Source organism: Phenylobacterium sp. Root1290, assembly GCF_001425305.1.
Lineage (GTDB): Bacteria > Pseudomonadota > Alphaproteobacteria > Caulobacterales > Caulobacteraceae > Phenylobacterium.
Map to the genome: position 1 here is coordinate 58276 of NZ_LMEE01000002.1, position 21216 is coordinate 79491.

Genomic DNA, 21216 nt, shown 5'->3' on the forward strand with positions numbered 1-21216 from the left:
GTTGCCCCCATGGAAGCCGTCCTCCAAGAACTGGCCACCTACGTCGCGCTGATCGCCGAGATGGTCTGCGTGCTCTGCATCGCCATCGGCGTGCTTGAGGGCGTCTACCTGGCGGGGCGCTACATGGTTGCGTCCTCGTCCTCGGCCTCGCCCGCCGTCACGCGACGGCAGGTTTGGACCCGCTTCGCGCGCTGGATCATCCTGGCGCTGGAGTTCGCCCTCGCCGCCGACATCGCCCGCACCGCAATCGCCCCGACCTGGGACGACATCGGCCAGCTCGCCGCCATCGCGGTCATTCGGACCGCACTCAACTATTTCCTCGAACGCGACCTGGAAGCCTTCACCCGGCAAGAAGCCGCCCCCGAGATCGAGAAGTAGGGCGCTGGCCTCTCCCGCCTTCCGGCGCGGGGCGTCAGCCGCCCCTTAAGCTCAGCCGAGGGTTTGACCTGATTGGCGCCTGCGGGCCGGGGTCGGACATTTCCGCAACGAGGCGAGGCCTCGGTTCGGATCGACAGATGGGAAAGCTCCAATGCGTAGCGGCGTCCTGAAATCCCTGGCCCTCAGCGCGAGCCTCGCGGCCGCCTCCCTGACCCTGGCGGCGTGCGAAAGCCCCGGCGGCCAGGTTTCCGTTCTCAAGAGCGACGCGGTCGCCGTCGTGCCTGGCTCGAGCTGGGCCTGGGCGCCGGGCGCGCAGCCAGGATCAGGCGATCCACGGATCGACAACGACATCATTCAGAACCGGGTCAAGGCCGCCGTCGAGGGCGCGCTGGCGGCCCGGGGCTATCGTCAGGTCTCTGATCCCGCGTCCGCGGCCTTACTGGTTCAGTACCATATCGGCCTGCAGAACCGGACCGAGACGCGGGTGGACACCTTCGGCGGTCCGACCCGCGGCCCCGCCGCCTGCGGCATCCGCGGCTGCATCGGCGGCTTCGGCTGGGGCATGTACGGCCCGCCGATGGACGTCGATGTCCGCAACATCAACTACGTCGAAGGCACCGTGATGCTGGACCTCATAGACCGGGCCAGCGGCAAGCTCGCCTGGCGCGCCACCTCGCAGAAGCGGCTCGATCAGAGCGACGCCAACCAGGCCGGGGTCAGCGCCATCTTCACCGACATGGTCAGAAGCCTTCCCTGACCTGACCTCGTTCCCCCTGTAGGCCGCGGAGGCGGCTGGACCATGGAAGCCATCAAGCAGATCCTGCCCCTCCTGCTCACCCTCAGCCTCGCCGGCCTGGTGCTGACAGTCGGCCTCAAGGCCCGGGTGAGCGACCTCCTCTATGTGATCCGGCGGCCGGCCCTGCTGGCCAAGGCCGTTCTGGCGGTCATGATCATCCCGCCGCTCGCCGCCGCCGCCTTGGTCTGGCTCCTGCCGCTCGAACCGGTGGTGAAAGCCGGGCTCATGCTGATGGCGATATCGCCCGTCCCGCCGCTGGTGCCGGGCAAGGAGCTCAAGATCGGCGCGCGCAAGGAGTACGCCTACGGCGTCTATGTCGCCATGGCGCTGCTGACCATCGTCGCGGTGCCGCTGGTCTTCGACCTGGCCGCGCGCATCTTCGGCCACGGCAGGATGCTGCCGTTCCACCTCATCGCCTCCACCGTCGCGACCGGCGTCCTGGTCCCCCTGGCCCTGGGCATGATCGTCCGGCGCATCGCCCCAGACTTCGCCGAGCGCGCCGCTCCCTGGGTCTACAGGCTGAGCATGCTGCTGGTCGTGCTGGTCTTCGCGCCCATTCTCGCGGCGATCTGGCCGGCGCTTCGGCAATTGATCGGCGACGGGGCCATGGTGGCGATGGCGGCGCTCACCCTGATCACCCTGATCGGCGGCCATCTGCTCGGCGGCCCTGCCGACTACGACCGCGGGACCCTCGCGGTGGCCAGTTCCGTCCGCCATCCCGGCATCGCCATGCTGATCGCCAACACCGCCTTCGACGACAAACGCGTCACCGCCGCCGTGCTGCTCTACCTGCTGGTCAGCATGATCCTCGGGGCGTTCTACGCAGTCTGGTTCAAGCACCGCTATCCGGCCGCGCGCCCGGCCTGAGCCCTCGCGGTTCGCCTACGGCCCATTGCGGGTTTGCACTGATATCGGCCTCCGGGCGCCGGGCGCATTGTGACGCTGAACTTTCGTCAGGGAGCCCCCACCATGACCCGCCGTGTCGTCGTCACCGCGCTCGCCGCCCTTTGCCTGCTCGGGAGCGCAGTTCCCCAGGCGCTCGCCGCCTCGCCGCCCGCCACCTGGGACGGCCTCAGCAACGTGAAATCCAAGCGGTTCGATGCGGCCTACGTGCTGCCGGGCTCGGATTTCCGCGTCTACACCAAGGTCATGATGGACCCGACCGAGGTCGCGTTCCGCAAGAACTGGGTCCGCGACTACAACAACGAAGCGATGGACCTCTCCCAGCGCATCGACAAGGACGACGCCCAGAAGATGCTCGATGCGGCCCGCACGGGCTTCGAGAAGGTGTTCATCAAGGCCTACAACGACGCCGGCTATCAGGTCGTCACGGCCCCGGGTCCCGACGTCCTGCGCGTGCGCACGGGCGTCGCCAACCTCTACGTCGCCGCGCCTGACCGCCCCACCGCCGGGCGCTCGCGCACCTTCAGCGACGAGGCGGGCTCGGCCACCGTCGTGATCGAAGTGCGCGACTCCGAGACCGGCGCCCTTCTCGGCCGCGCGGTCGACTCCCGCATCGCCGGCGACACCGGGCCGTTCATGCGCAACAGCGTCACCAACCGCGCCGACTTCACCGAGCTGTTCCAGCGCTGGGCCAAGATCAGCATTGAGGCCATGGCCGAACTGAAGGCCATGTCGCCGATCCCGGACAACCCGACGGCTGCACGCTAGCGGCTACTGCGCCCAGGCGCGGCCGATCTCCGCCAGCGGCACGCAGCCGCGATACTCGCCCGGCACCGGGTCGTAGTTCAGCGCCAGCGTCGCCCCTGGCTCGGACGTGAAGTAGCCGATCGTCACGTACTCCTTCAGCACCGAGAAGAAGTGCCGCGGCTTCCACGCCTTGCGGGCGGCGGCGGCCTCCTGGTCGTACCGCGTCAGGATCTGCGCCTGCTGCTCCGGCTTCAGCGCCGCGAACACAACGCCGTGCGCGGCCCGCGCGTCGGCGTCCACCTGCGTCAGCCCGGCCTTCAACAGGTCGGCCTGCGCGGGCGGCAGGTAGGTGGCGATGGTGCGGTCGACGAACTGCGGAACCTTCGCCTCGCGGGCGCCCGGCGTGTCGGTCTTGGGCACGATCAGTTCGGCGATGGCGTCCAGCGCGCGCGCCTGCTCGGCGTCGAGCGCCGTGGGCGTCCAGGCCAGCGGCGGCAGGGCCGCGGCCACCGGGCCGGCGAAGCCGACCGACACCATGCCCATGGTCAGGGCCAGGCCCCGGAAAGCGTCGCGTCGATTCAGCATCACAGCTCTCCCTTCCGCTTGGCCTGCACCGCGTGATCGACCGCCCGGGCGGTCAGCGCCATGTAGGTCAGCGACGGGTTCACGCACGAGGCCGAGGTCATCGCCGCGCCGTCGGTGACGTAGACGTTCTTGCACTCGTGGACCTGGTTGTGCGCGTTCAGCACCGAGGTCTTCGGATCGCGGCCCATCCGCGCCGTACCCATTTCGTGAATGCCCAGACCCGGCGAATAGCCCATGTCGGCGGCCTGCACGTTCTTGAATCCGGCGGCCTCCAGCATCTCGACCGCGGCCGCCTGCATGTCCTTACGCATGGCCTTTTCGTTGTCGCGGATCGTCACCTTCGCCGACAAGGTCGGCAGGCCGTACTTGTCCTTCACCGCCTGGTTCAGCGTCACGCGGTTGTCCGCATAGGGCAGCATCTCGCCGAAGGCCCCCAGCGACATGATCCACGGCCCCGGCTGGGTCAGCGCGGCCTTGCGGCTCGCGCCGAAGCCCTCGCCGCCGAGGTCGCGGTCCCAGGTCGGCCGCGAGGCGCCGCCCTGGTAGCCATAGCCGCGGATGAAGTCCTTCCGCGCGGTCGCCGCATCGCCCAGGTTGCGGAAGCGCGGCACATAGATCCCGTTCGGCCGCCGGCCCGAATAGTACTTGTCGGCGAACTCCTCGACGTCGGCCTTGGCGCCGACCCGGAAGTGGTGATCCATCACGTTGCGGCCGAGCTGGTCGCTGCCGTTGCCAAAGCCGTTCTCGAACCGCGAACTCGTCGAGTTCATCAGGATCCACGTCGAGTTCAGAGCCGAGGCGCAGAGGAAGATCACCTCCGCGTAGAACTCCTCTTCCTTCAGGGTCTCGGCGTCGAGGATCCGCACCCCGCTCGCCTTGCCGGCCTTGGCGTCATAGATCAGCGACGTCACGATCGAGTTCGGCCGCAGGTTCAGATTGCCCGTGCGCTCGGCCGCCACCAGCGTCGCCGAGTTCGAGCTGAAGTAGCCGCCGAACGGGCAGCCGCGCATGCACATGTTGCGGTGCTGGCACTTGCTGCGCCCCAGGCTCAGCTGCTCTTCGGTCGGCTCGGTCAGGTGCGCCGTGCGCCCCATGGTGATCCGCCGCTCGGCGAACCGGCCCTCGACCCGCGACTTGAAGGCGGTCTCGACGCAGTTCATCTCCATCGGCGGCTGGAACTGGCCGTCCGGCAGATGCGCCAGCCCCTCCTTGGCGCCCGAGACGCCGATGAAGCGCTCCACATAGTCGTACCAGGGAGCCAGGTCCTCGTAGCGGATCGGCCAGTCGACCGCGATCCCGTCACGGGCGTTGGCCTCGAAGTCCATCGGACTGTGGCGATAGCTCTGCCGGCCCCAGGTCAGCGATCGCCCCCCCACCTGATAGCTGCGGATCCAGTCGAACGGCGCTTCTTCGGTGTACGGGTTCTCGTCGTCGCGGACGAAGAAGTGCTTGGTGTACTCGGTGATCGTGTAGCCGGTCCGCGACTGGACGGGATAGGTGGCCTTCAACTGCGAGGCCGGCAGCTTGCCCTGCGGGTACTTGGTGTCCCACGGATCGGTCATCGCCGTCGGATAGTCCTCCAGGTGCCGGACCATCGGCCCGCGCTCCAGGACCAGGGTCTTCAGACCCTTTTCCGTCAGCTCCTTGGCGGCCCAGCCGCCGGTGATGCCGCTGCCGACGACGATGGCGTCATAGGTGTTTTCCTGGCGCGAACGGCCGCTCAGATTGGCCATGTCTCCCCCCTAGCACACGCCCGGCGGCGCGATCCGCCCGGCTTATTGCGCACCCGTCCACGATGAATCGCTTCGCGGCCCGACTGCGCCTTTTCAGGCTCCCAGGTTCCATGAAATGGGTTACATTGCAAGCAGACAAGGGAACGCCGGAACGCGCGTCCACATCCATCGGGAGGGAACCCCATGCACTTACGCCGCCTGACCGCGCTATGCTGTCTTGTGACCGCCCTGTCGTTCGCGGGCCAATCTCAGGCGCAGGACAAGGCGGCGTGGCGCCCGATCTTCGACGGCCGCACGCTCGATGGCTGGACGCCCAAGATCGCCGGCTTTCCCGTGGGCGAGAACTTCGCTCAGACCTTCGTCGTCCAGGACGGCGCCATACGCGTCTCGTACGCCGGCTATGACGGCAAATTCGGCGGCCGCTTCGGCCATCTGTTCTACAAGACCCCGTTCAGCGCCTACCGCCTGCGGCTGAACTACCGGGTGCTCGATCCGGCCCTGCCCGACACCCCGGCCTGGGCGCGCAGCAACAGCGGCGTGATGTTCGCCAGCCAGAGCCCGCAGAGCATGAGCCTGGCCCAGCCCTTCCCCATGTCGGTCGAGTTCCAGATCCTTGGACGCGACGGCGAAGGCCACCGCCCCACCGGCGCGGTCTGCACGCCCGGGACCAGCATCGCCTTCGACGGCGTGAAGGCCAAGGAACACTGCGTTCCCTCCAAGACCGCGCCCACCATCGCCAACGGGACCTGGACCAGCCTCGAGCTCGAGGTGCTGCCGAGCGGCCAGGTCACCCAGAAGATCGACGGCGCCGTGGTCCACCAGTACGCCGACGTCGCCCTCGACCCGACCGACAGCTTCGCCGCCGTCGCCCGCCCCTACTTCGCCGACCACGCCAAGACCGAGGGCTACATCGCCCTGCAGAGCGAGGGCCACCCCATCGAGTTCAAGGACATCGAGGTGCAGGAGCTGCGCTGACTCCAATGTCATCCGGTTTCGGCCACCGGCCGAAGACCGGACGACAGCAGGCGATGGCCCGCCCGTCAGTTCTTCATCGCGCCCAGATACTCGACCAGCGCCGCGCGCTGGACGGCGTCCGGCGCGCCGACCAGCATCTTGGTGCCAGGCACGCTTTTGGCCGGCGCCTTCAGGTAAGCGTCGAGCGTGGCCGCGTTCCAGACCAGCTTCGAGCTCTTCATCGCCGCGCTGTAGGCATAGCCGGGCAGCGTCCCAGCCTTGCGCCCGGCGACGCCGGCCAGCGGCGGCCCCATCTTGCCCGGCGCCGGTGCGATCGAATGGCAGACCGCGCAGCGTTGCTTGAACACCGCCTCGCCCGAAGGCGCGGCCGACGCCGCGCCCGCCGCCAGGCTCGCGGCCAGGATGATCGCCAATCTCATGCTGAAAACTCCAGGCTTACAGGCCGAGCAGCCGCCGGTTGCGATCGCCGTCGGGGGCGCTGCCGGCGAAGTCGTCGAACGCCCGCTCGGTGACGCGGATGATGTGGTCGCGAATGAACTTGGCGCCCTCGCGCGCGCCGTCCTCGGGGTGCTTCAGCGCGCACTCCCACTCCAGCACCGCCCAGCCGTCATAGTCGTACTGCGCCATCTTCGAGAAGATCGCCTTGAAGTCGATCTGCCCGTCGCCCAGCGAGCGGAACCGGCCCGGCCGCTCGACCCAGCCCTGGTAGCCGCCATAGACGCCCGAGCGCGCGTCCGGCCGGAACTCGGCGTCCTTCACGTGGAAGGCGCGGATGCGCTCGTGATAGCGGTCGATGTAGCCCAGATAATCCAGCTGCTGCAGCAGCAGGTGGCTCGGGTCATAGAGGATATTGGCCCGCGCGTGCCCGCCCACCTCGTCCAGGAACCGCTCGAAGGTCGCCCCGTCGTGCAGGTCCTCGCCCGGATGGATCTCGTAGCAGACGTCGACGCCCTGTTCCTCGTAGGCGTCGAGGATCGGGCGCCAGCGGCGGCCCAGCTCGGCGAAGGCTTCCTCCACCAGGCCCGCCGGCCGCTGCGGCCACGGATAGAAGTACGGCCAGGCCAACGCGCCCGAGAACGTCGCATGCGCCTTCAGCCCCAGCCGCCGGCTGGCGATCGCCCCGGCCTTGACCTGCCCCACCGCCCAGGCCTGCCGCTCGGCCGGCTTGCCGCGCAGCTCCGGCGGCGCGAAGCCGTCGAACAGCTCATCATAGGCCGGATGCACGGCGACCAGCTGGCCCTGCAGGTGGGTCGACAGCTCGGTGATCACCAGGCCGTGCTCGGCCAGCACCCCGGCGACCTCGTCGCAATAGGTCTGGCTCTCGGCGGCCCGCGCCAGGTCGAAGAACGAGTCCGCCCCGCCGGTCGGCATCTGCACGCCGACATAGCCCATCGACGCGACCCACTTGGCCATCGTGTCCAGCTTGTCGAACGGCGGCTCGGCGCCGATGAACTGGGCCAGGAAGATCCCGGGACCTTTGAGCGTCTTCATGCGGCGTCTCCTGACAGCGCGACCCAGCCCTGGCCGGCGGCGCTGGCGCTCACCGCGCGCTCGACGAAGGCCATGCTGCGCACGCCCTCGCCGATGTCCGGGACCAGACCCGCGCCCGGCGCCCCGGCGGCGACGGCGCCCGCGAAGTCACGATAGATGTTGGCGAAGGCCTCGATGAAGCCTTCGGGATGTCCGGTCGGGATGCGCGAGCCGGCCTGCGCCGCCTGCCCCAGGTAACCCGAGGCCGCGTGCAGGATCTGGGTCGGCCCGTCCAGCCAGTCGACGACCAGCTCGGTGTGGCGCTCGTGCGACCAGGTCAGGCCGCCCTTCTCGCCATAGACCTTGATGGTCAGGCCGTTGCGCGCGCCCGCCGAGATCTGCGAGGCGATCAGCACCCCGCGCGCCCCGCCGCCAAAGCGCAGCAGCACGTTGCAGTCGTCGTCCAGCGTCCGGCCCGGCACCACGGCGGCGAGATCGGCGCACAGCCGCTCGACCCGCGCCCCGCTCACGAACTCGGCCAGGTTGAACGCGTGCACGCCGATGTCGCCAATCGCCCCGCCCACCCCGGCCTGGGCCGGGTCGGCCCTCCAGCCGGCCTGCTTGTCGCCCTCGCGTTCGATCGGCCGCGACAGCCAGCCCTGCGAGTACTCGACGATGATCTTGCGCACCGCGCCCAGGTCGCCGCGGGCGACGATCTCGCGCGCCTCGCGGACCATCGGATAGCCGGTGTAGACAAAGGTCAGGCCGTACAGCCGGCCCGACGCCGCCACCACGCCCGCCAGGTCCTGCGCCTGCGCAAGGTTCAGGGTCGCCGGCTTGTCGCTGATCACATGCATCCCGGCCCGCAGCGCCGCGGCCGCCACCTCGAAGTGCAGGTGGTTGGGCGTCACGACCGCCACCAGCTGCGCCCCGTCGGGGCGGGCGGCCTCGGCCTCCAGCATCTGGCGATAGTCGCCATAGACCCGGTCCGGCGCCACGCCCCAGGCCTGGGCGGCCTGGGCGCTCTTGCCCGCATCGCGGCTGAACACCCCTGCGGTCAGCGCGATCGCGCCGTCCAGCTCGGCGGCCATGCGGTGCACCGGGCCGATGAACGAGCCGGGACCGCCGCCGACCATCGCCAGCCGCAGGGGAACTCCATGCGTCATCAAGCGACCACGCTCGCCAGGTAGTCGTGGCTGATCTTCGTGGACTCGATGCGCGGATGGGCGAACGGCGCCTCCTGCTCGACGAAGAAGTGGCGCACGCCCGAGTCATAGGCCGCCGGCAGCAGCTTCTTCCAGTCGATCATGCCGCTGCCGACCTCGGTCGGGTCCTGCTTCAGCGCGAAGTTCGCCGTGGTGCTCGCCTTGATGTCCTTCACATGCATCAGGGTGAAGCGGCCCTTGTGCTGCTTCAGCAGCGCGAACGGGTCGTACCCGGCGGCCATGACCCAGCCGGCGTCCATCTCGAACGTCACCAGCGCCGGGTCGGTCTCCTTCAGCAGGATGTCCATGCCGGTCGTCCCGCCGACCGGCGCGAACTCGTTGTTGTGGTTGTGATAGCCGACGGCGATGCCGGCGCTCTTCAGCGCCTCGCCCTTCTTGTTCAGGAAGTCGGCGTTCCACTTCCAGTCGTCGACGGTCATCTGGCCGGCCATCCGGCTCAGGAACGCCGCGCCGTTCTCGCCCTCGTTCGGCTTCAGCTCGAAGCGGTCGGGAATGTAGAACAGCGGCATCACCGCCGACTTGACGCCCAGCACATTAAGGTCGTCGGCCAGCTTGGCCAGGTCGCCGCTGAAGCTCTGCGCGCCCATCGCCCGCCCCTGGATGTGGGCGCTGCTGGTGGTCAGCCCGGCGCGATCCATCGCCGCCTTCATGTCCGCCGCGGTCCTGCCCAGCAGACCGGCCAGCTCGATGTCGCGGTAACCGATCTTGGCCACCTGGGCCAGGGTGCCGTCCAGGTCCTTCGCCGCGTCCGGGCCCAGCGTATAGAGCTGCAGCCCGATCGGCAGGTCGTGGCGCTTGAAGAACGGGCCTGCCGCCGCGTTCGCACTCGTCGCATATCCAGTCATGACCGCTCCCATTCCTGCCAGTCCCGCCAGCACACTGCGCCGCTGAAATCCTTGTGTCATCTCGGTCTCCTTCTCGCGCAGCCGTCAGTGCGGCGCGGCGATGCTGGTTGTCAGGGGCTGGTCGCCGGCCGGCTCGGCGGCGACCGGTCCGCGGGTCGGCGGACGGAAGAACAGGGCCAGCAGCACCACCGCCGCCAGCGCCAGACCCGTCGGCACCATGAACAGGGCCGGATAATCGACCCCCGTGCGCGCCACGCCGTCGGCGCCGGTGACGCTGGTCGTCAGGCGGCCCATCAGCGCCGGGAACAGGAAGCTCGCCACCACATTGCCGACCCCCAGGATCAGCAGGTTGAACAGCCCCTGGGCGCTCGAGCGCACGTCCTTGGGGAACACCGCATCGACGAAGATGTACACGGTGGCGAAGAAGAAGGCGTAGCAGATCCCGTGCAGCAGCTGCACGGCCACGATCACCGGGATGCTGTCGGCGAAGAAGGCGAACACCGCGAACCTCGCCGCATGGCCCAGGATGCCGACGATCATCGTCACCTTCCAGCCCAGCCGGATCAGCACCCGGCCCAGCAGGAACATGGTCAGGATCTCGGCCACCTGGCCCAGGCTCAGCACCACCATCGACAGGTTGCCGGCGATGCCGACGCGGTCCGTGAGGAAGGCGTCCGAGACCACGAAGTAGCCGTTGTGGATCACGGAATCGATGAAGGTGACGATGAACAGCACCAGCACGAACGGCGTTCCCAGCAGGGTCAGCGCCCGGCGCCAGGCCAGCTTATCGATCCCCGGCGCATCCTTGCGCGGCGGCGTGTGCGGCAGGGTCAGGGAGTAGGCCGCGGCGACGAAGGAGACGGCCGCCGCCACCAGGAAGATCCAGCGCACCTGATCTGCGGTCGCATGCGCGCCCAGCAGGAACACGAACGGCCAACTGACCATCACCCAGCCGACCGTGCCGCCCATCCGCACGGCCCCGAAGTCAGCCGCCGGATCGCGCAGGTTGGCGAAGGCGATCGAGTTCGAAACCGACAGCGTCGGCACATAGAGCAGGCTGTAGATCAGGTAGCAGGCGAAGAACGGCCAGAAGCTGGTCGAGAACGCCACGCCCACCAGGGCCAGGCCGCCGATCAGGTGGCTCGCCGCCAGGAACCGCTCGGCCGAGAAATTGCGGTCCGCGAACTGGTTGGAGAAGAAGATCCCGACCAGGGCCGCCACGCCCCAGGAACTGCCGACCAGCGACTGCTGCCAGGGCTCGAAGCCCAGCATGGTCATGTAGGGGAACAGCTTGGGCGCCCACGCGCCCCAGATGGCGAGCTGCAGCACCATCATCAGGAACAGCCGCACGTTGGTGGTCATCTTCCTGGCCCTCCCCGACCGGCTCTCACGGCGGCGTTTACGGCCCTGAATCGGCCGCCGCTCGCGCTGATGTAATCGAAATCATCGATAACAGCCGCCCTATCGTGCGGCAACTGCAATGTGCGGGCCTCCCTGGCCAACCTGCGCCTTGAAATGAGGTCGGCTTCTCGCCAGTGTCGCGCCGATGCCTACCATTCAAGATGTCGCCCGCGACGCGGGGGTCTCCACCGCGACGGTCTCCAGGGTGTTCAGCGCCCCCGAACTCGTTCTGGAAGGCACCCGGCAGAAGGTGATGGAGGCGGTCAACCGCCTCGGCTACGAGCCGAACTTCGCGGCCAAGAGCCTGCGTACCCTGCGCACCGAGAAGATCCTGGTCACCGTGCCGGACATCTCGAACCCGTTCTTTTCACGGGTCATCCGCGGCGTCGAGGAGGCCGCCCACGCCGCCGGCTACTCGGTGCTGCTCGGCGACACCCGCCACCAGGAGGAGCGCGAGGAGCAGTACGCCACCATGCTCCGCCGCAAGGAGGCCGACGGCCTGATCTTCCTGGGCCATCGCCTGCCCGACACCCTGGTCGACATGGTCGCGGCGATGGGGCTGCGCACGCCCATCGTCAACGGCTGCGAGTTCGCCCCCGACCTCGGCGTCGCCAGCGCCCACATCGACAACAGCGGCGCGGCCAGCGAGGTGATGGATCACCTCTATGGCCTGGGTCACACCCGCGTCGGCGTCATCACCGGCCCGCTCGCCAGCCCGCTCAGCGCCGACCGCCTGGCCGGTGTCCGCGCCGCCGCCGAGCGCCACGGCCACGCCGGGGCGCTGCAGGTGGTCACCGGCGACTTCACCATCGAGTCCGGCCTGCGCCAGGCCGGCGCCCTGCTCAACAAGCCCCGCCGCCCGACCGCGATCTTCTGCTTCAGCGACGAGATGGCCATGGGCGCGCTGGAGGCGATCCGCCGCCGCGACCTCAACTGCCCGCGTGACGTCTCTCTGGTCGGTTTCGACGACATCCGCTTCGCCGAGTACCTCGCCCCCCAGCTCACCACCGTCAGCCAGCCAATGGACGAGATCGGCCACGAGGTCGTGCGCCTGCTGCTCGACATCCTCTCCGGCCGCGCCACCACGCTCCAGCAGGTGACCCTCCCCCACCGCCTCATCGTCCGCTCCAGCACCGCCCCGCCCTCAGCGGTTTAGAGGCCGCCGCCCCGAAATCCGCGCCGCTGTCGCTTCCGCGTCGGGCGTTCGTCAGGTCGCTGGCGGGTGGTTGACGGGCCCGTGGCGTGGAGGCCCAATGCCGCTTCCTTCACGGTCGGGGCGATCTCCGACGAGGACTTTGGACATGCTGATCCAGAAGCTGCGGCTGCAAAAGGGCTGGTCCCAGGAACAGCTCGCGGAAGTATCGGGCCTCAGCGTCCGCACCATTCAACGGCTCGAGCGCGGCCAACCCGGCAGCCTGGAGTCGATGAACGCCCTCGCGGCGGTCTTTGAAACAGACCTCGACCGCTTGAAGGAGCCGTCCATGGATTCGCCGCAATCCGACGTGAGGCCCGACGAGGCCCTCGCCCTCGCCCACGTGCGCAAGGTCAAAGGGTTCTACGTCCACCTCACCCAATACCTGATCGTCATCCCCATCCTCGCGGCCATCAACCTGGTCAGCTACTCAAGCTACCTGTGGTTCGTCTGGCCGGCGCTCGGCTGGGGTCTCGGGGTCGCCGCTCACGGCGCCTCGGTGTTCGGCGCCGTCCCGTTCCTCGACGGGGCCTGGGAACGGCGGCAGGTCGAAAAGTACCTCGGGCGCAAGCTCTAGACCCAGGCAGAACAAGGCCGCGCACGGTCATCCACAAGCGACTCTCACGTTCGAGTGAACCTTTGCGCTCGCTCGGCGCTATCCCTGGGTAACGGAATTGAGAGGTAACTGACGTGCGAAATCTGATGCTTATCACGGCCGGCGCCGCTGCCCTGATGCTCACCGCCTGCAACAGCCCGCAGGATCAGGCTGCGGAGAAGCAAGCCGACGCGCTCGAAGCGCAGGCCGCCGCCACCCCGAACGAAGCGGTCGAGAAGCAACTCAACGCCCAGGCCGACGCGGTCGAACAACAGGCCGGCAACGCCGACGGCGGCGCGACCACGGCCAACACTCCGGACACCAGCCCCTCCAAGTAGGGCGCAAAACGGCGACCAGGGCGCAACGCCCTCGGTCGCCCCTCCGCCCGCCTTCCCCAACATCGCCGCTTTCGGGGCGGTCGCGACGCGACTAGGCTCCCTTTCAGGGTCCTAAGAGACCGTTGGGAGAAGCGTCAGTCATGGTTCCTGCATTCGCGCACGCGGTTGAAATCGAGAGCAGCCTCGAACTGTTGGCCGAGCTTTGCGAGGATCCGACGCCGATCGTCTACAAGCGGCTGTTTGAGCTCCAGCCCCACATGGAGCCCTATTTCTGGCGCGACACCACCAACGCCATCAAGGGCGAGATGCTGTCGCGTACCTTCGCCGCGATCCTCGATTTCATCGGCGAGCGCCGCTACGCCGACCACATGATCGAGACCGAGATCATCACCCACGAGGGCTACGACGTCCCGCGCGAGGTGTTCGCCACCTTCTTCACGGTCGTCCGCGACGCGGTCCGCGACGTGCTCGGCCCGGCCTTCACGCCGCAACTGGCCGCGGCCTGGGACGCCCTCCTCGCCGAGATCGACGTCTACGTCCAGGCCACCCCGCGCAACGACGTCGTCAGCGCCTATCACACCTCCCGCGTCGAAGCCTTCCAGCGCGGCGAAACCCTGACCTAGGCTCAAAAGCTACATCGCCGACCTCAGCCGCCGCGACCAGAGGGCGCACGCCGTTCGGCGAACCAAACTTGAAAACGCATCGCAATTGCAATAACCGGACCTGATTGTCAGACATCGGGGCGGAATTTCGAATGCTCAAGCTACATCATTCGGTCGTCGCCAGCCGGCGCTCGGCGTCGCTGCTGGTCTTGGCCGCCGCCATGCTCGTCCCCGTCGCCGCCACGGCGGAAGAGGCGGCCGACGAAAAGAAGGAAGTCGAGGCCCTGGTCGTCTATGGCCGCGGCGCCACGGCGAACACCACCGCGACCGGCCTGGACCTCACCCCGCGCCAGACGCCCCAGTCGCTCAGCATCATCACCCGCCAGCAGATCGAGGATCAGGGCGCCTTCAAGGTGACCGACGTGCTGGCCTACACCACCGGCATCTCGCTGAAGGCCGTCGACCGGGGCCGCAACCAGCTCTCGGCGCGCGGCTTCGAGATCAGCAACTTCCAGATCGACGGCGTCCCGTTCGAGAACGGCAATGTCGGGCTAGAGGAAACCAGCACCGCGATCTACGAGCGGGTCGAGGTGGTGCGCGGCGCCACCGGCCTGCTGCAGGGCGCGGGCGAGCCGTCGGCTTCCATCAACCTGATCCGCAAGCACGCCGACGCGCGCGAGTTCACCGGCGAGCTCACCCTGGAAGCCGGTTCCTGGAACACCTTCGCCGCCACCGCCGACGTCACCGTGCCGTTCACCCAGGACGGCGCGGTTCGCGGTCGCTTCGTGGCCCAGATCTATGACAAGGACGCCTTCGTCGATCTCGAAAGCTCCAAGGGCTACACCCTCTATGGCGTGATCGACGCCGACCTCGGCTCCAACACCCGGCTCAGCGTCGGCGCCAGCCAGCAGGTCGACGAGCGCAGCGGCGTCCTCTGGGGCCAGCTGCCCTACTGGTACACCGACGGCACGCGCACCAGCTGGCCGCGCTCCAAGACCAGCGCCGCCAAGTGGAACCAGTGGGACACCACCGAGCAGACCGCCTTCGTGACGATCGAGCACGCCCTCAGCCCCACCTGGTCGATCCGCGGCGACGTCAGCTACCACCGCCAGGTCGAGGACTCGAAGCTGCTCTGGATGTGGGGCGACCTCGACCGCCAGACCGGCCAGGGCATGAGCGCCTGGCCCTACTGGTACAACGCCGCGCCCGAGCAGTGGAACGCCAGCCTCTCGGTCAAGGGCGACTACGAACTGTTCGGCCGCCAGCACGAGCTGATCGTCGGGGGCATGTACAACCGCCTCTCGGGCGGCTGGAGCAACCAGGACCCGGTCGGGCCGGTGGCCGACTCCGGCGACTTCCGCCTCTGGGACGGCAGCTACCCCGAGCCCGCCTGGGGCCCGCGCTACGACATGTCCGGCATCGGCACGACCGAGCAGAGCGCCATCTACGCGGCGACCCGCTTCCAGATCCTCGACAACCTCAAGCTCATCGCCGGCGGCCGCCTGAGCAACTGGAAGCGCGAGGAGGAGGTGGCCATGTACACGCCGGCCGCCTTCACCTTGAAGGAGAGCAATGTCTTCACGCCCTATCTGGGCCTGATCTACGACATCAACGACACCCTGTCGGCCTATGTCAGCTACACCAGCATCTTCGATCCGCAGAACTACCGCGACCGCAACGGCGACTATCTCGACCCGCTGGAAGGCGACAACTACGAGGCCGGCCTGAAGGCCGACCTGCTGGACGGCACCCTGCGCGCCTCGGGCGCCATCTTCCGCGTCGAGCAGAACAATTTCCCGGTCGTCGACGACGGCTACTTCGTGCCCGGAACGATCGATCCGGCCTATCGCCCGGCCCAGGGCACAGTCTCTGAAGGCTACGAGCTCGAGCTCGCCGGCCGCCCCCTGCCCGACTGGGACATCAGCGTCGGCTGGAGCCAGTTCACGGCCAAGGACGGCGACGGCGTGCACGTCCAGGCCCACCATCCGCGCAAAGTGCTGCGTCTCTCGACCAAGTATGAGCTCTCGGGCGCCCTCGACCGCCTCAGCCTCGGCGGTTCGCTGCGCTGGGAAAGCCGCCCGCCGCAGACCGCGGTCAATCCCGGCACGAACCTCGTCGAAGCCGTCGGCCAGCCGTCCTACGTGGTGGTCAACCTGCTCGCGCAGTACGACCTGACCGACCAGACGACCGTCCAGCTCAACGTCAACAACGTGTTCGACGAGACCTACTACAGCAACAACGCCTGGTTCGCGGGCTTCGTTTACGCCGAGCCGCGCAACGCGCGCCTCACCCTGCGCCACACGTTCTGATCCAGAGCCGGCCGCCGGACCTTCCGGCGGCCGGCGCGTCTTGCGCCGACGCGTCCACTCGGTAGAACGTCGGCATGTCCACGACGTCCACCAATCCCGCCTACGACATCGCCCTGCACGCCGCCGCCCCGGGGCGATGGACGACCCACGCCGCGCCCGAATGGCGCAATCCCGGCGGCGGGCTCTGGGGCGGCTACGCGCTCGGCCTCTGCGTCAGGACGCTGCAAGCCGAGCCCGAGGCGAGCGGCGAAGTCCTCTCCATGACCCTCACCTACGCCGCCGGCCTGCCCCCGGGCGAGCTTGACGTGCGCACCCGCCGCCTGCGCCAGGGCGGCTCGATCGGCGTCTGGGAGGTCGAATTGCGGCCGCAGGGCGTCGAGGATGTCGGCGTCCACGGCATGGTCACCATGGCGCGCCGGCCGCCCACCCCGCCGTTCGCCTTCGCCAGCCTGCCGCAAGCCCCCGCGCCCGAGGACCTGCCCACCCCCGATCACCCGGCCGGCCCGATGCACTTCGGCGCCTCGGCCTTCGAGCGGCGGACCCTGGACGGCTTCCCGCCCCGGCCCGGCGGCGACTCCCGCTCGCTGGCCTGGGTGCGCCCCCGCAACGGGGCCTGGGACAAGGCGCTGCTGGCCATGGTCACCGACAACTCCGCGCCGCGGGCCATGTACGCCCTCGACCGGGTGATGACGACGACCCTGTCGCTGACCGCCTACCTGCACGCGCGCGAAGACGAACTGGCCGCGATCGGCGACGACTACATCCTGATCGAGTGCGAAGGCCGCGTCGGCGGCGGCGGCGCTTCGGACGAGCGCTCCAGCTACTGGTCGCGCGACGGACGCCTGCTGGCCACCAGCGAGCAGCTGGCCTGGTACCGCCAGACCCCAGCCGTCTCGCCCGAGTAGCCTCACCGCTCGCCCCGCCCCGCTCGCCGCTCGTCCCAGGGCGCTTTTCTCAAGGCGGTCCGGCGGGAACATCGGGCCATGATTCAGCGCCTCGCCGCCTTCGCCCTTTCCGTCCTCGCCCTCTCCGCCTGCGCCCCGGCGGCGGCTCCGCCTGCGCCCGCGCCCGACGCCGACTGGCCCTATTACGGCGGCGACGCGGGCGGCCAGCGGTTCTCGCCCGCCGCCCAGATCACGCCCGCCAACGTCAAGGGGCTGAAGGTCGCCTGGACCTACTCCACCGGCCACATGCAGACGCACGCCGACGCGGTGCGGCGCGCGGCGTTCCAGGCCACCCCCATCCTGGCCGGCGGCCGGCTCTTCCTCTGCAGCCCGTTCAACGTCGCCAGCGCCCACGACCCCGGCACGGGCAAGGCGCTCTGGACCTTCGATCCCAAGATCGACGCCGCCCTGCGCTATCCCAACAGCTTCAACTGCCGCGGCGTCGCCTACTGGCGCGACCCCGCCGCCCCGGCGAACGCCCCCTGCGCCGAGCGCATCTTCATGGCCACCAACGACCGGCGGCTGTTCTCGCTCGACGCCGCCACCGGCCAGGCCTGCGCGGGCTTCGGCCAGGGCGGACAGGTCGACGCCATGCCCGGCGCCCAACTGGCCCGGCCCGGCGGCGCCCAGATCACCTCGGCCCCGGTGGTCATCGACGGGATCGTGGTCGTCGGCTCGTCCATCGACGACAACCAGCGGGTCCGCGAGACGCCCGGTGCGGTGCGCGCCTTCGATGGCCGCACCGGCGCCCTGCGCTGGACCTACGACCCACTGCAGGGGGCTGGCCCCGGCGTCGTCGCCGGCGCGGCCAACGTCTGGGCGCCGATGTCCACCGACCCGGCCCGCGGCTTGGTCTTCCTGCCCACCTCCAGCCCCAGCCCGGACTTCTACGGCACGGCGCGACCGGGCGACGCCGCCCACGCCAACTCCGTCGTCGCGGTCAGGGCCGCCACCGGCGAGGTGGCATGGGCCTTCCAGACCACCCACCACGACGTCTGGGACTATGACGTCCCGGCCCAGCCCACCCTCGCCATGCTCAGCTATCGCGGCGGCCCGGTCCGGCCCGCGGTGATCCAGACGACCAAACAGGGCCTGGTCTTCACCCTCGACCGCGAGACCGGCCAGCCGATCATCCCGGTCGAGGAGCGCCCCGTGCCCCAGGGCGGCGAGGTCGGCGAGGTGCTCTCCCCGACCCAGCCCTTCCCCGTCGCGCCGGAGCCCTTGGCCCCCAGCCGCATCGCCCCCGACGACGCCTTCGGCCTGACCCCCTGGGACCGCGACGCCTGCCGCAAGCTCATCGCCGGCGCCCGCAACGAGGGGCTCTACACCCCGCCCGGCACCAAGGGGACGATCGTCTACCCGTTCACGGGCGGCGGCTCGAACTGGGGCGGGCTGGCCTTCGACGCCCGCCGCGGCGTCGCCTTCCTCAACACCTCCTCGGCCCTGCACAAGGTGACCCTGATCCCGGCCGCGGAGGTCGCCGCCGCCAGGCAGGCCAACCCCGACATGGAGATCAGCCCCCAGGCCGGCGCCCCCTACGGCATGCGTCGCGAACTGCTGGTCTCGCCGCTCGGCCTGCCCTGCAACCCGCCGCCCTGGGGCCTGCTCACCGCCGTCGATATGACCACCGGCAAGGTGCTGTGGCGCACGCCGCTGGGCACGACCCGCGACCTGGCGCCCGGCTCGCAGTTCTTCGTCCGCGGAGTCGGCACGCCGAACATGGGCGGCCCGATCGCCACCGCCTCGGGCCTCGTCTTCATCGGCGCGGCCATGGACAACTACCTGCGCGCCTTCGACGCGAAGTCCGGCCAGGAACTCTGGAAGGGCCGCCTCCCGGCCGGCGGCCAGGCCACCCCGATGACCTACGTCTGGAAGGGCCGCCAATACGTCGTCATCGCCGCCGGCGGCCACGCCAAGGGCGACACCAAGCGCGGAGACCAGGTCGTGGCCTTCGCCCTGCCGCAGTAGGCTAGGCGCGGAGCGCCACCGCCGGCAAATCGAAGACCAGCAGCCCCGGCGCGTCGAGCGGCAGTTGCGCCGCGACCTCGCCGTCCGGGGTCAGGACGGCGGTCGGGCCCCAGCCGACCAGCCCGTCCCGTGCGCCCGTCACATCGGCCGACATCAGCCACAGGCCGGTCTCGCGGCACCGCTCGCCGCGCACTTCATTGTGCCTGTCGCGCCACGCGATGGCGGCGGGCGTCGGCAGCATGTTGTTGGCCGGGCAGAGCAGCAGCGAGGCGCCCTGCTCGGCCACGCTCCTGGCGGCGCTGGCGAAATTGGTGTCGAAGCAGATGTTGATGCCGAAGCGCAGGCCCTCGACGACGTAGGTCGCAGCCTCCTCCCCAGCCCGAAAGCAGCGCTCGCGCCCCAGCAGGTGGCGCTTGCGATAACGCCCGACCACCGCCCTCCGGTGGATGACGGCCGCCGTGTTGTAGAGGTCCTCGCCGTCGGCCTCGATCAGCCCGACGACGATCATCGGCGCGTGCTCGGGCATTTGGCTGAGCAGGTCCGCGAACCGCGGCCCGCCGAGGTCGAAGGCGACGCGTCGCGCGTCGTCCGCCTCGGTCAGATAGCCCTGCAGAAAACCCTCGGGAAAACACAGCAGCGCCGCGCCCCTGGCGCGCGCCTGCTCGGCGACCTGCAGCAGGCAGGCGAACGCGCCCGGAACGTCGTCCAGGAACTCCGGCGTCTGGGCGGCCGCGATCCGCACGGTACGCGTCGCCTCCCTCACTGCGCCGGCGCCAGCTCCCGCACCCAGATGTTTCGGAAGCTGATCGGCTCGCTCGGGTCGCGGTGCGCCTGCAGCTTGATGGGCGACTTGCCGTGCGCCTTGTACTTGGGCTTGCCGATGAACACGGTCTCCCCGGCCAGCACGGCGCCGTCCTGCACCAGCACGCCGTTGTGCAGCACCGTTGCCCGCGCCGGCGTGACCAGCGCCCCGTCCGCGCCGAACGTCGGCGCCCGCCAGATGACGTCATAGCTCTGCCATTCGCCGGGCTTGCGGCTGGCGTTGGCCAGCGGCGCGTGCTGTTTGTAGAGGCTGGCGGCCTGGCCGTTCACATAGGTCGGGTTCTGATAGGAATCGAGGATCTGCAGCTCGTAGCCGGCGTCGCCGCCGCCGGTCGACGCCAGGAACAGCCCGCTGTTGCCGCGCGCCTGGCCCTCGCCGGTGATGTCCGCCGGGATGCGCCACTCGATGTGCAGTTGATAGTCGCCGAAGCTGCGCTTGGTCTCGATGTTGCCGGCCGCCTTGTTCACGGTCAGCGCGCCGGCGTCCACCGTCCAGCCGGCGGGTCCCTTGTCCTTGGTCGCCACCCATTCGGAGAGGTCCTGGCCGCCGAACAGCACCACCGCATCGGCCGGCGCCGCGCCCGCCTCGCCGCCCGCCGCGACTATAGGCGGCTGCGGCGTCCAGACCTCGGTGTCCTTGGGCAGCAGCTGCGCGCCGCAGGCCGTCCCGACCGACAACGCCGCCAACGCGGCCAGCGCCGCGAACCTTGTCTTCATGGCTAGTTTCCTCCCAGCGCCGCCTGTCTTGGACCACGCCGCCGCGCCTCGTCCAGCGCCGCTTGCGCGCGGGCGCGCTCAGAACCTGTAGGCCGCGCGCAGTCCCAGGCTGTCGGCGCCGTCGTGGGTGTCGCTGCTGAACTGGCCGTTACTCCAGTGCTGGCCCTCCAGCTCGACGGCCCAGCGCTCGTTCAGCCGGTAGCCGACCGCAAAGGTGGCGTGAAACACCCAGCGCTTGTCGAACTCTATGTACTCGTCGCGGGCGGCGCGGCGGCGCAGGTTCTCCTCGTGGGAAACCCCCGCCTCCGGCCTCGGCAGATAGAGCGACCCGTCGTGCACCGCCACGCCCGCACCCAGGTCGAGATAGGTCTTCTGGCGCTCGAAACGCCAGATCAGCCCGCCCTGCGCATAGTTGGTGTAGCCGTCCAGGCTCAGCTGCGTGCTGACGAACGGCCGCGGCGCGCCGATGGCCTTCAGCGCCGACGCCGGCGGGAACAGGTACTCGACAATCACCGAGCTCCCCACCTCCGGTTCGTGGGGCGAGTAGCCCACGCCGACCCGAAGCTCTTGGGCTTGCGCATGACCGCCGAGTGCAGCCGCCAGCGCCGCCGCGGCCCCGCCATGCGCCCACCGGCGAAGAAAGTTCGCGTGCTTCATCGCCCCAAGGTAA

22 protein-coding genes are annotated in these 21216 nt (G+C 69.4%); 12 read left to right on the top strand and 10 right to left on the bottom strand.

Translation table 11 applies throughout. The features are described from left to right. The first annotated feature begins 9 nt into the window (after positions 1-9). From ASC79_RS09835 to ASC79_RS09850, 4 genes are all read left to right on the top strand, one after another. Positions 10-378, top strand: a complete 369-nt coding sequence (locus tag ASC79_RS09835) for a DUF1622 domain-containing protein (protein ID WP_056025774.1) — start codon at positions 10-12, stop codon at positions 376-378. Between the two features lie 151 nt (positions 379-529). Continuing rightward, the gene (locus ASC79_RS09840; protein ID WP_056025312.1) at positions 530-1135 is read left to right on the top strand and encodes a DUF4136 domain-containing protein; all 606 of its coding nucleotides are present in this window, start codon (positions 530-532) and stop codon (positions 1133-1135) included. A gap of 42 nt (positions 1136-1177) precedes the next feature. Beyond that, on the top strand, positions 1178-2041 hold the full coding sequence (locus tag ASC79_RS09845) for a bile acid:sodium symporter family protein (RefSeq protein ID WP_056025315.1): 864 nt from the start codon (positions 1178-1180) through the stop codon (positions 2039-2041). Positions 2042-2143: 102 nt separating this feature from the next. Then, positions 2144-2845: a DUF3313 family protein gene (locus ASC79_RS09850; protein WP_056025318.1), complete on the top strand. Its 702-nt coding sequence runs from the start codon at positions 2144-2146 to the stop codon at positions 2843-2845. A gap of 3 nt (positions 2846-2848) precedes the next feature. Here ASC79_RS09850 and ASC79_RS09855 read toward each other — a convergent pair whose 3' ends face one another. Next, positions 2849-3409, bottom strand: coding sequence for a gluconate 2-dehydrogenase subunit 3 family protein (locus ASC79_RS09855; protein ID WP_056025321.1), 561 nt, complete (start codon positions 3407-3409; stop codon positions 2849-2851). Beyond that, positions 3409-5142 (bottom strand): GMC oxidoreductase, encoded by a 1734-nt coding sequence (locus tag ASC79_RS09860; RefSeq protein WP_056025324.1) that lies wholly within the window; start codon positions 5140-5142, stop codon positions 3409-3411. The genes ASC79_RS09855 and ASC79_RS09860 overlap by 1 nt, the downstream gene beginning before the upstream one ends. A 183-nt stretch (positions 5143-5325) precedes the next feature. Between ASC79_RS09860 and ASC79_RS09865 the strand changes: the two genes are divergently transcribed. Then, positions 5326-6117, top strand: a complete 792-nt coding sequence (locus ASC79_RS09865; protein WP_056025327.1) for a DUF1080 domain-containing protein — start codon at positions 5326-5328, stop codon at positions 6115-6117. Positions 6118-6182: 65 nt separating this feature from the next. Here the strand turns inward: ASC79_RS09865 and ASC79_RS09870 are convergent, their stop codons facing one another. From ASC79_RS09870 to ASC79_RS09890, 5 genes are all read right to left on the bottom strand, one after another. Then, on the bottom strand, positions 6183-6536 hold the full coding sequence (locus ASC79_RS09870) for a cytochrome c family protein (RefSeq protein WP_056025330.1): 354 nt from the start codon (positions 6534-6536) through the stop codon (positions 6183-6185). A gap of 16 nt (positions 6537-6552) precedes the next feature. Beyond that, entirely contained in the window at positions 6553-7608 is a 1056-nt protein-coding gene (locus ASC79_RS09875; protein WP_056025333.1) for a sugar phosphate isomerase/epimerase, read from the bottom strand. Then, entirely contained in the window at positions 7605-8753 is a 1149-nt protein-coding gene (locus ASC79_RS09880; protein WP_056025337.1) for a Gfo/Idh/MocA family protein, read from the bottom strand. Before ASC79_RS09880 ends, ASC79_RS09875 begins: the two co-directional genes overlap by 4 nt. After that, on the bottom strand, positions 8753-9658 hold the full coding sequence (locus ASC79_RS09885; protein WP_235528809.1) for a sugar phosphate isomerase/epimerase: 906 nt from the start codon (positions 9656-9658) through the stop codon (positions 8753-8755). Before ASC79_RS09885 ends, ASC79_RS09880 begins: the two co-directional genes overlap by 1 nt. An 84-nt stretch (positions 9659-9742) precedes the next feature. Further along, positions 9743-11020 carry an MFS transporter gene (locus tag ASC79_RS09890; RefSeq protein ID WP_056025342.1) on the bottom strand — a complete coding sequence of 426 codons (1278 nt, stop codon included), beginning with the start codon at positions 11018-11020 and terminating at the stop codon, positions 9743-9745. Positions 11021-11204: 184 nt separating this feature from the next. On the opposite strand from ASC79_RS09890, the gene ASC79_RS09895 reads away from it, so the two are divergent. The 7 genes from ASC79_RS09895 to ASC79_RS09925 all read left to right on the top strand — a co-directional run bounded on the left by ASC79_RS09895 (position 11205) and on the right by ASC79_RS09925 (position 19007). Next, positions 11205-12215, top strand: coding sequence for a LacI family DNA-binding transcriptional regulator (locus tag ASC79_RS09895; protein WP_056025345.1), 1011 nt, complete (start codon positions 11205-11207; stop codon positions 12213-12215). 145 nt (positions 12216-12360) lie between these two features. Continuing rightward, positions 12361-12828, top strand: a complete 468-nt coding sequence (locus tag ASC79_RS09900) for a 2TM domain-containing protein (RefSeq protein WP_056025348.1) — start codon at positions 12361-12363, stop codon at positions 12826-12828. 125 nt (positions 12829-12953) lie between these two features. Next, positions 12954-13184, top strand: a complete 231-nt coding sequence (locus ASC79_RS09905) for a hypothetical protein (protein WP_082532055.1) — start codon at positions 12954-12956, stop codon at positions 13182-13184. A gap of 140 nt (positions 13185-13324) precedes the next feature. Next, the gene (locus ASC79_RS09910; RefSeq protein ID WP_056025354.1) at positions 13325-13807 is read left to right on the top strand and encodes a globin; all 483 of its coding nucleotides are present in this window, start codon (positions 13325-13327) and stop codon (positions 13805-13807) included. A gap of 131 nt (positions 13808-13938) precedes the next feature. After that, the gene (locus tag ASC79_RS09915; RefSeq protein ID WP_056025357.1) at positions 13939-16095 is read left to right on the top strand and encodes a TonB-dependent siderophore receptor; all 2157 of its coding nucleotides are present in this window, start codon (positions 13939-13941) and stop codon (positions 16093-16095) included. Positions 16096-16169: 74 nt separating this feature from the next. Next, positions 16170-17000, top strand: coding sequence for a thioesterase family protein (locus ASC79_RS09920; protein WP_056025360.1), 831 nt, complete (start codon positions 16170-16172; stop codon positions 16998-17000). Between the two features lie 78 nt (positions 17001-17078). Then, entirely contained in the window at positions 17079-19007 is a 1929-nt protein-coding gene (locus ASC79_RS09925) for a pyrroloquinoline quinone-dependent dehydrogenase (protein WP_200937152.1), read from the top strand. A gap of 1 nt (position 19008) precedes the next feature. Here ASC79_RS09925 and ASC79_RS09930 read toward each other — a convergent pair whose 3' ends face one another. The 3 genes from ASC79_RS09930 to ASC79_RS09940 all read right to left on the bottom strand — a co-directional run bounded on the left by ASC79_RS09930 (position 19009) and on the right by ASC79_RS09940 (position 21203). Further along, the gene (locus ASC79_RS09930; protein ID WP_082532056.1) at positions 19009-19749 is read right to left on the bottom strand and encodes a carbon-nitrogen hydrolase family protein; all 741 of its coding nucleotides are present in this window, start codon (positions 19747-19749) and stop codon (positions 19009-19011) included. A gap of 17 nt (positions 19750-19766) precedes the next feature. Further along, positions 19767-20546: a DUF1080 domain-containing protein gene (locus ASC79_RS09935; protein ID WP_056025366.1), complete on the bottom strand. Its 780-nt coding sequence runs from the start codon at positions 20544-20546 to the stop codon at positions 19767-19769. 78 nt (positions 20547-20624) lie between these two features. Next, positions 20625-21203, bottom strand: coding sequence for an acyloxyacyl hydrolase (locus ASC79_RS09940; RefSeq protein ID WP_056025369.1), 579 nt, complete (start codon positions 21201-21203; stop codon positions 20625-20627). Positions 21204-21216 lie beyond the last annotated feature (13 nt).

Bases quoted from the DNA above. Each gene is read 5' to 3' on its own strand.
- ASC79_RS09910 (WP_056025354.1), top strand. From the start codon at position 13,325: ATGGTTCCTGCATTCGCGCACGCGGTTGAAATCGAGAGCAGCCTCGAA.
- ASC79_RS09925 (WP_200937152.1), top strand. From the start codon at position 17,079: ATGATTCAGCGCCTCGCCGCCTTCGCCCTTTCCGTCCTCGCCCTCTCC.
- ASC79_RS09880 (WP_056025337.1), bottom strand. From the start codon at position 8,753: ATGACGCATGGAGTTCCCCTGCGGCTGGCGATGGTCGGCGGCGGTCCC.
- ASC79_RS09935 (WP_056025366.1), bottom strand. From the start codon at position 20,546: ATGAAGACAAGGTTCGCGGCGCTGGCCGCGTTGGCGGCGTTGTCGGTC.
- ASC79_RS09900 (WP_056025348.1), top strand. From the start codon at position 12,361: ATGCTGATCCAGAAGCTGCGGCTGCAAAAGGGCTGGTCCCAGGAACAG.
- ASC79_RS09870 (WP_056025330.1), bottom strand. From the start codon at position 6,536: ATGAGATTGGCGATCATCCTGGCCGCGAGCCTGGCGGCGGGCGCGGCG.
- ASC79_RS09885 (WP_235528809.1), bottom strand. From the start codon at position 9,658: ATGACTGGATATGCGACGAGTGCGAACGCGGCGGCAGGCCCGTTCTTC.
- ASC79_RS09920 (WP_056025360.1), top strand. From the start codon at position 16,170: ATGTCCACGACGTCCACCAATCCCGCCTACGACATCGCCCTGCACGCC.
- ASC79_RS09860 (WP_056025324.1), bottom strand. From the start codon at position 5,142: ATGGCCAATCTGAGCGGCCGTTCGCGCCAGGAAAACACCTATGACGCC.
- ASC79_RS09865 (WP_056025327.1), top strand. From the start codon at position 5,326: ATGCACTTACGCCGCCTGACCGCGCTATGCTGTCTTGTGACCGCCCTG.
- ASC79_RS09840 (WP_056025312.1), top strand. From the start codon at position 530: ATGCGTAGCGGCGTCCTGAAATCCCTGGCCCTCAGCGCGAGCCTCGCG.
- ASC79_RS09845 (WP_056025315.1), top strand. From the start codon at position 1,178: ATGGAAGCCATCAAGCAGATCCTGCCCCTCCTGCTCACCCTCAGCCTC.
- ASC79_RS09915 (WP_056025357.1), top strand. From the start codon at position 13,939: ATGCTCAAGCTACATCATTCGGTCGTCGCCAGCCGGCGCTCGGCGTCG.
- ASC79_RS09940 (WP_056025369.1), bottom strand. From the start codon at position 21,203: ATGAAGCACGCGAACTTTCTTCGCCGGTGGGCGCATGGCGGGGCCGCG.
- ASC79_RS09850 (WP_056025318.1), top strand. From the start codon at position 2,144: ATGACCCGCCGTGTCGTCGTCACCGCGCTCGCCGCCCTTTGCCTGCTC.
- ASC79_RS09875 (WP_056025333.1), bottom strand. From the start codon at position 7,608: ATGAAGACGCTCAAAGGTCCCGGGATCTTCCTGGCCCAGTTCATCGGC.
- ASC79_RS09890 (WP_056025342.1), bottom strand. From the start codon at position 11,020: ATGACCACCAACGTGCGGCTGTTCCTGATGATGGTGCTGCAGCTCGCC.
- ASC79_RS09895 (WP_056025345.1), top strand. From the start codon at position 11,205: ATGCCTACCATTCAAGATGTCGCCCGCGACGCGGGGGTCTCCACCGCG.
- ASC79_RS09855 (WP_056025321.1), bottom strand. From the start codon at position 3,409: ATGCTGAATCGACGCGACGCTTTCCGGGGCCTGGCCCTGACCATGGGC.
- ASC79_RS09905 (WP_082532055.1), top strand. From the start codon at position 12,954: ATGCTTATCACGGCCGGCGCCGCTGCCCTGATGCTCACCGCCTGCAAC.
- ASC79_RS09835 (WP_056025774.1), top strand. From the start codon at position 10: ATGGAAGCCGTCCTCCAAGAACTGGCCACCTACGTCGCGCTGATCGCC.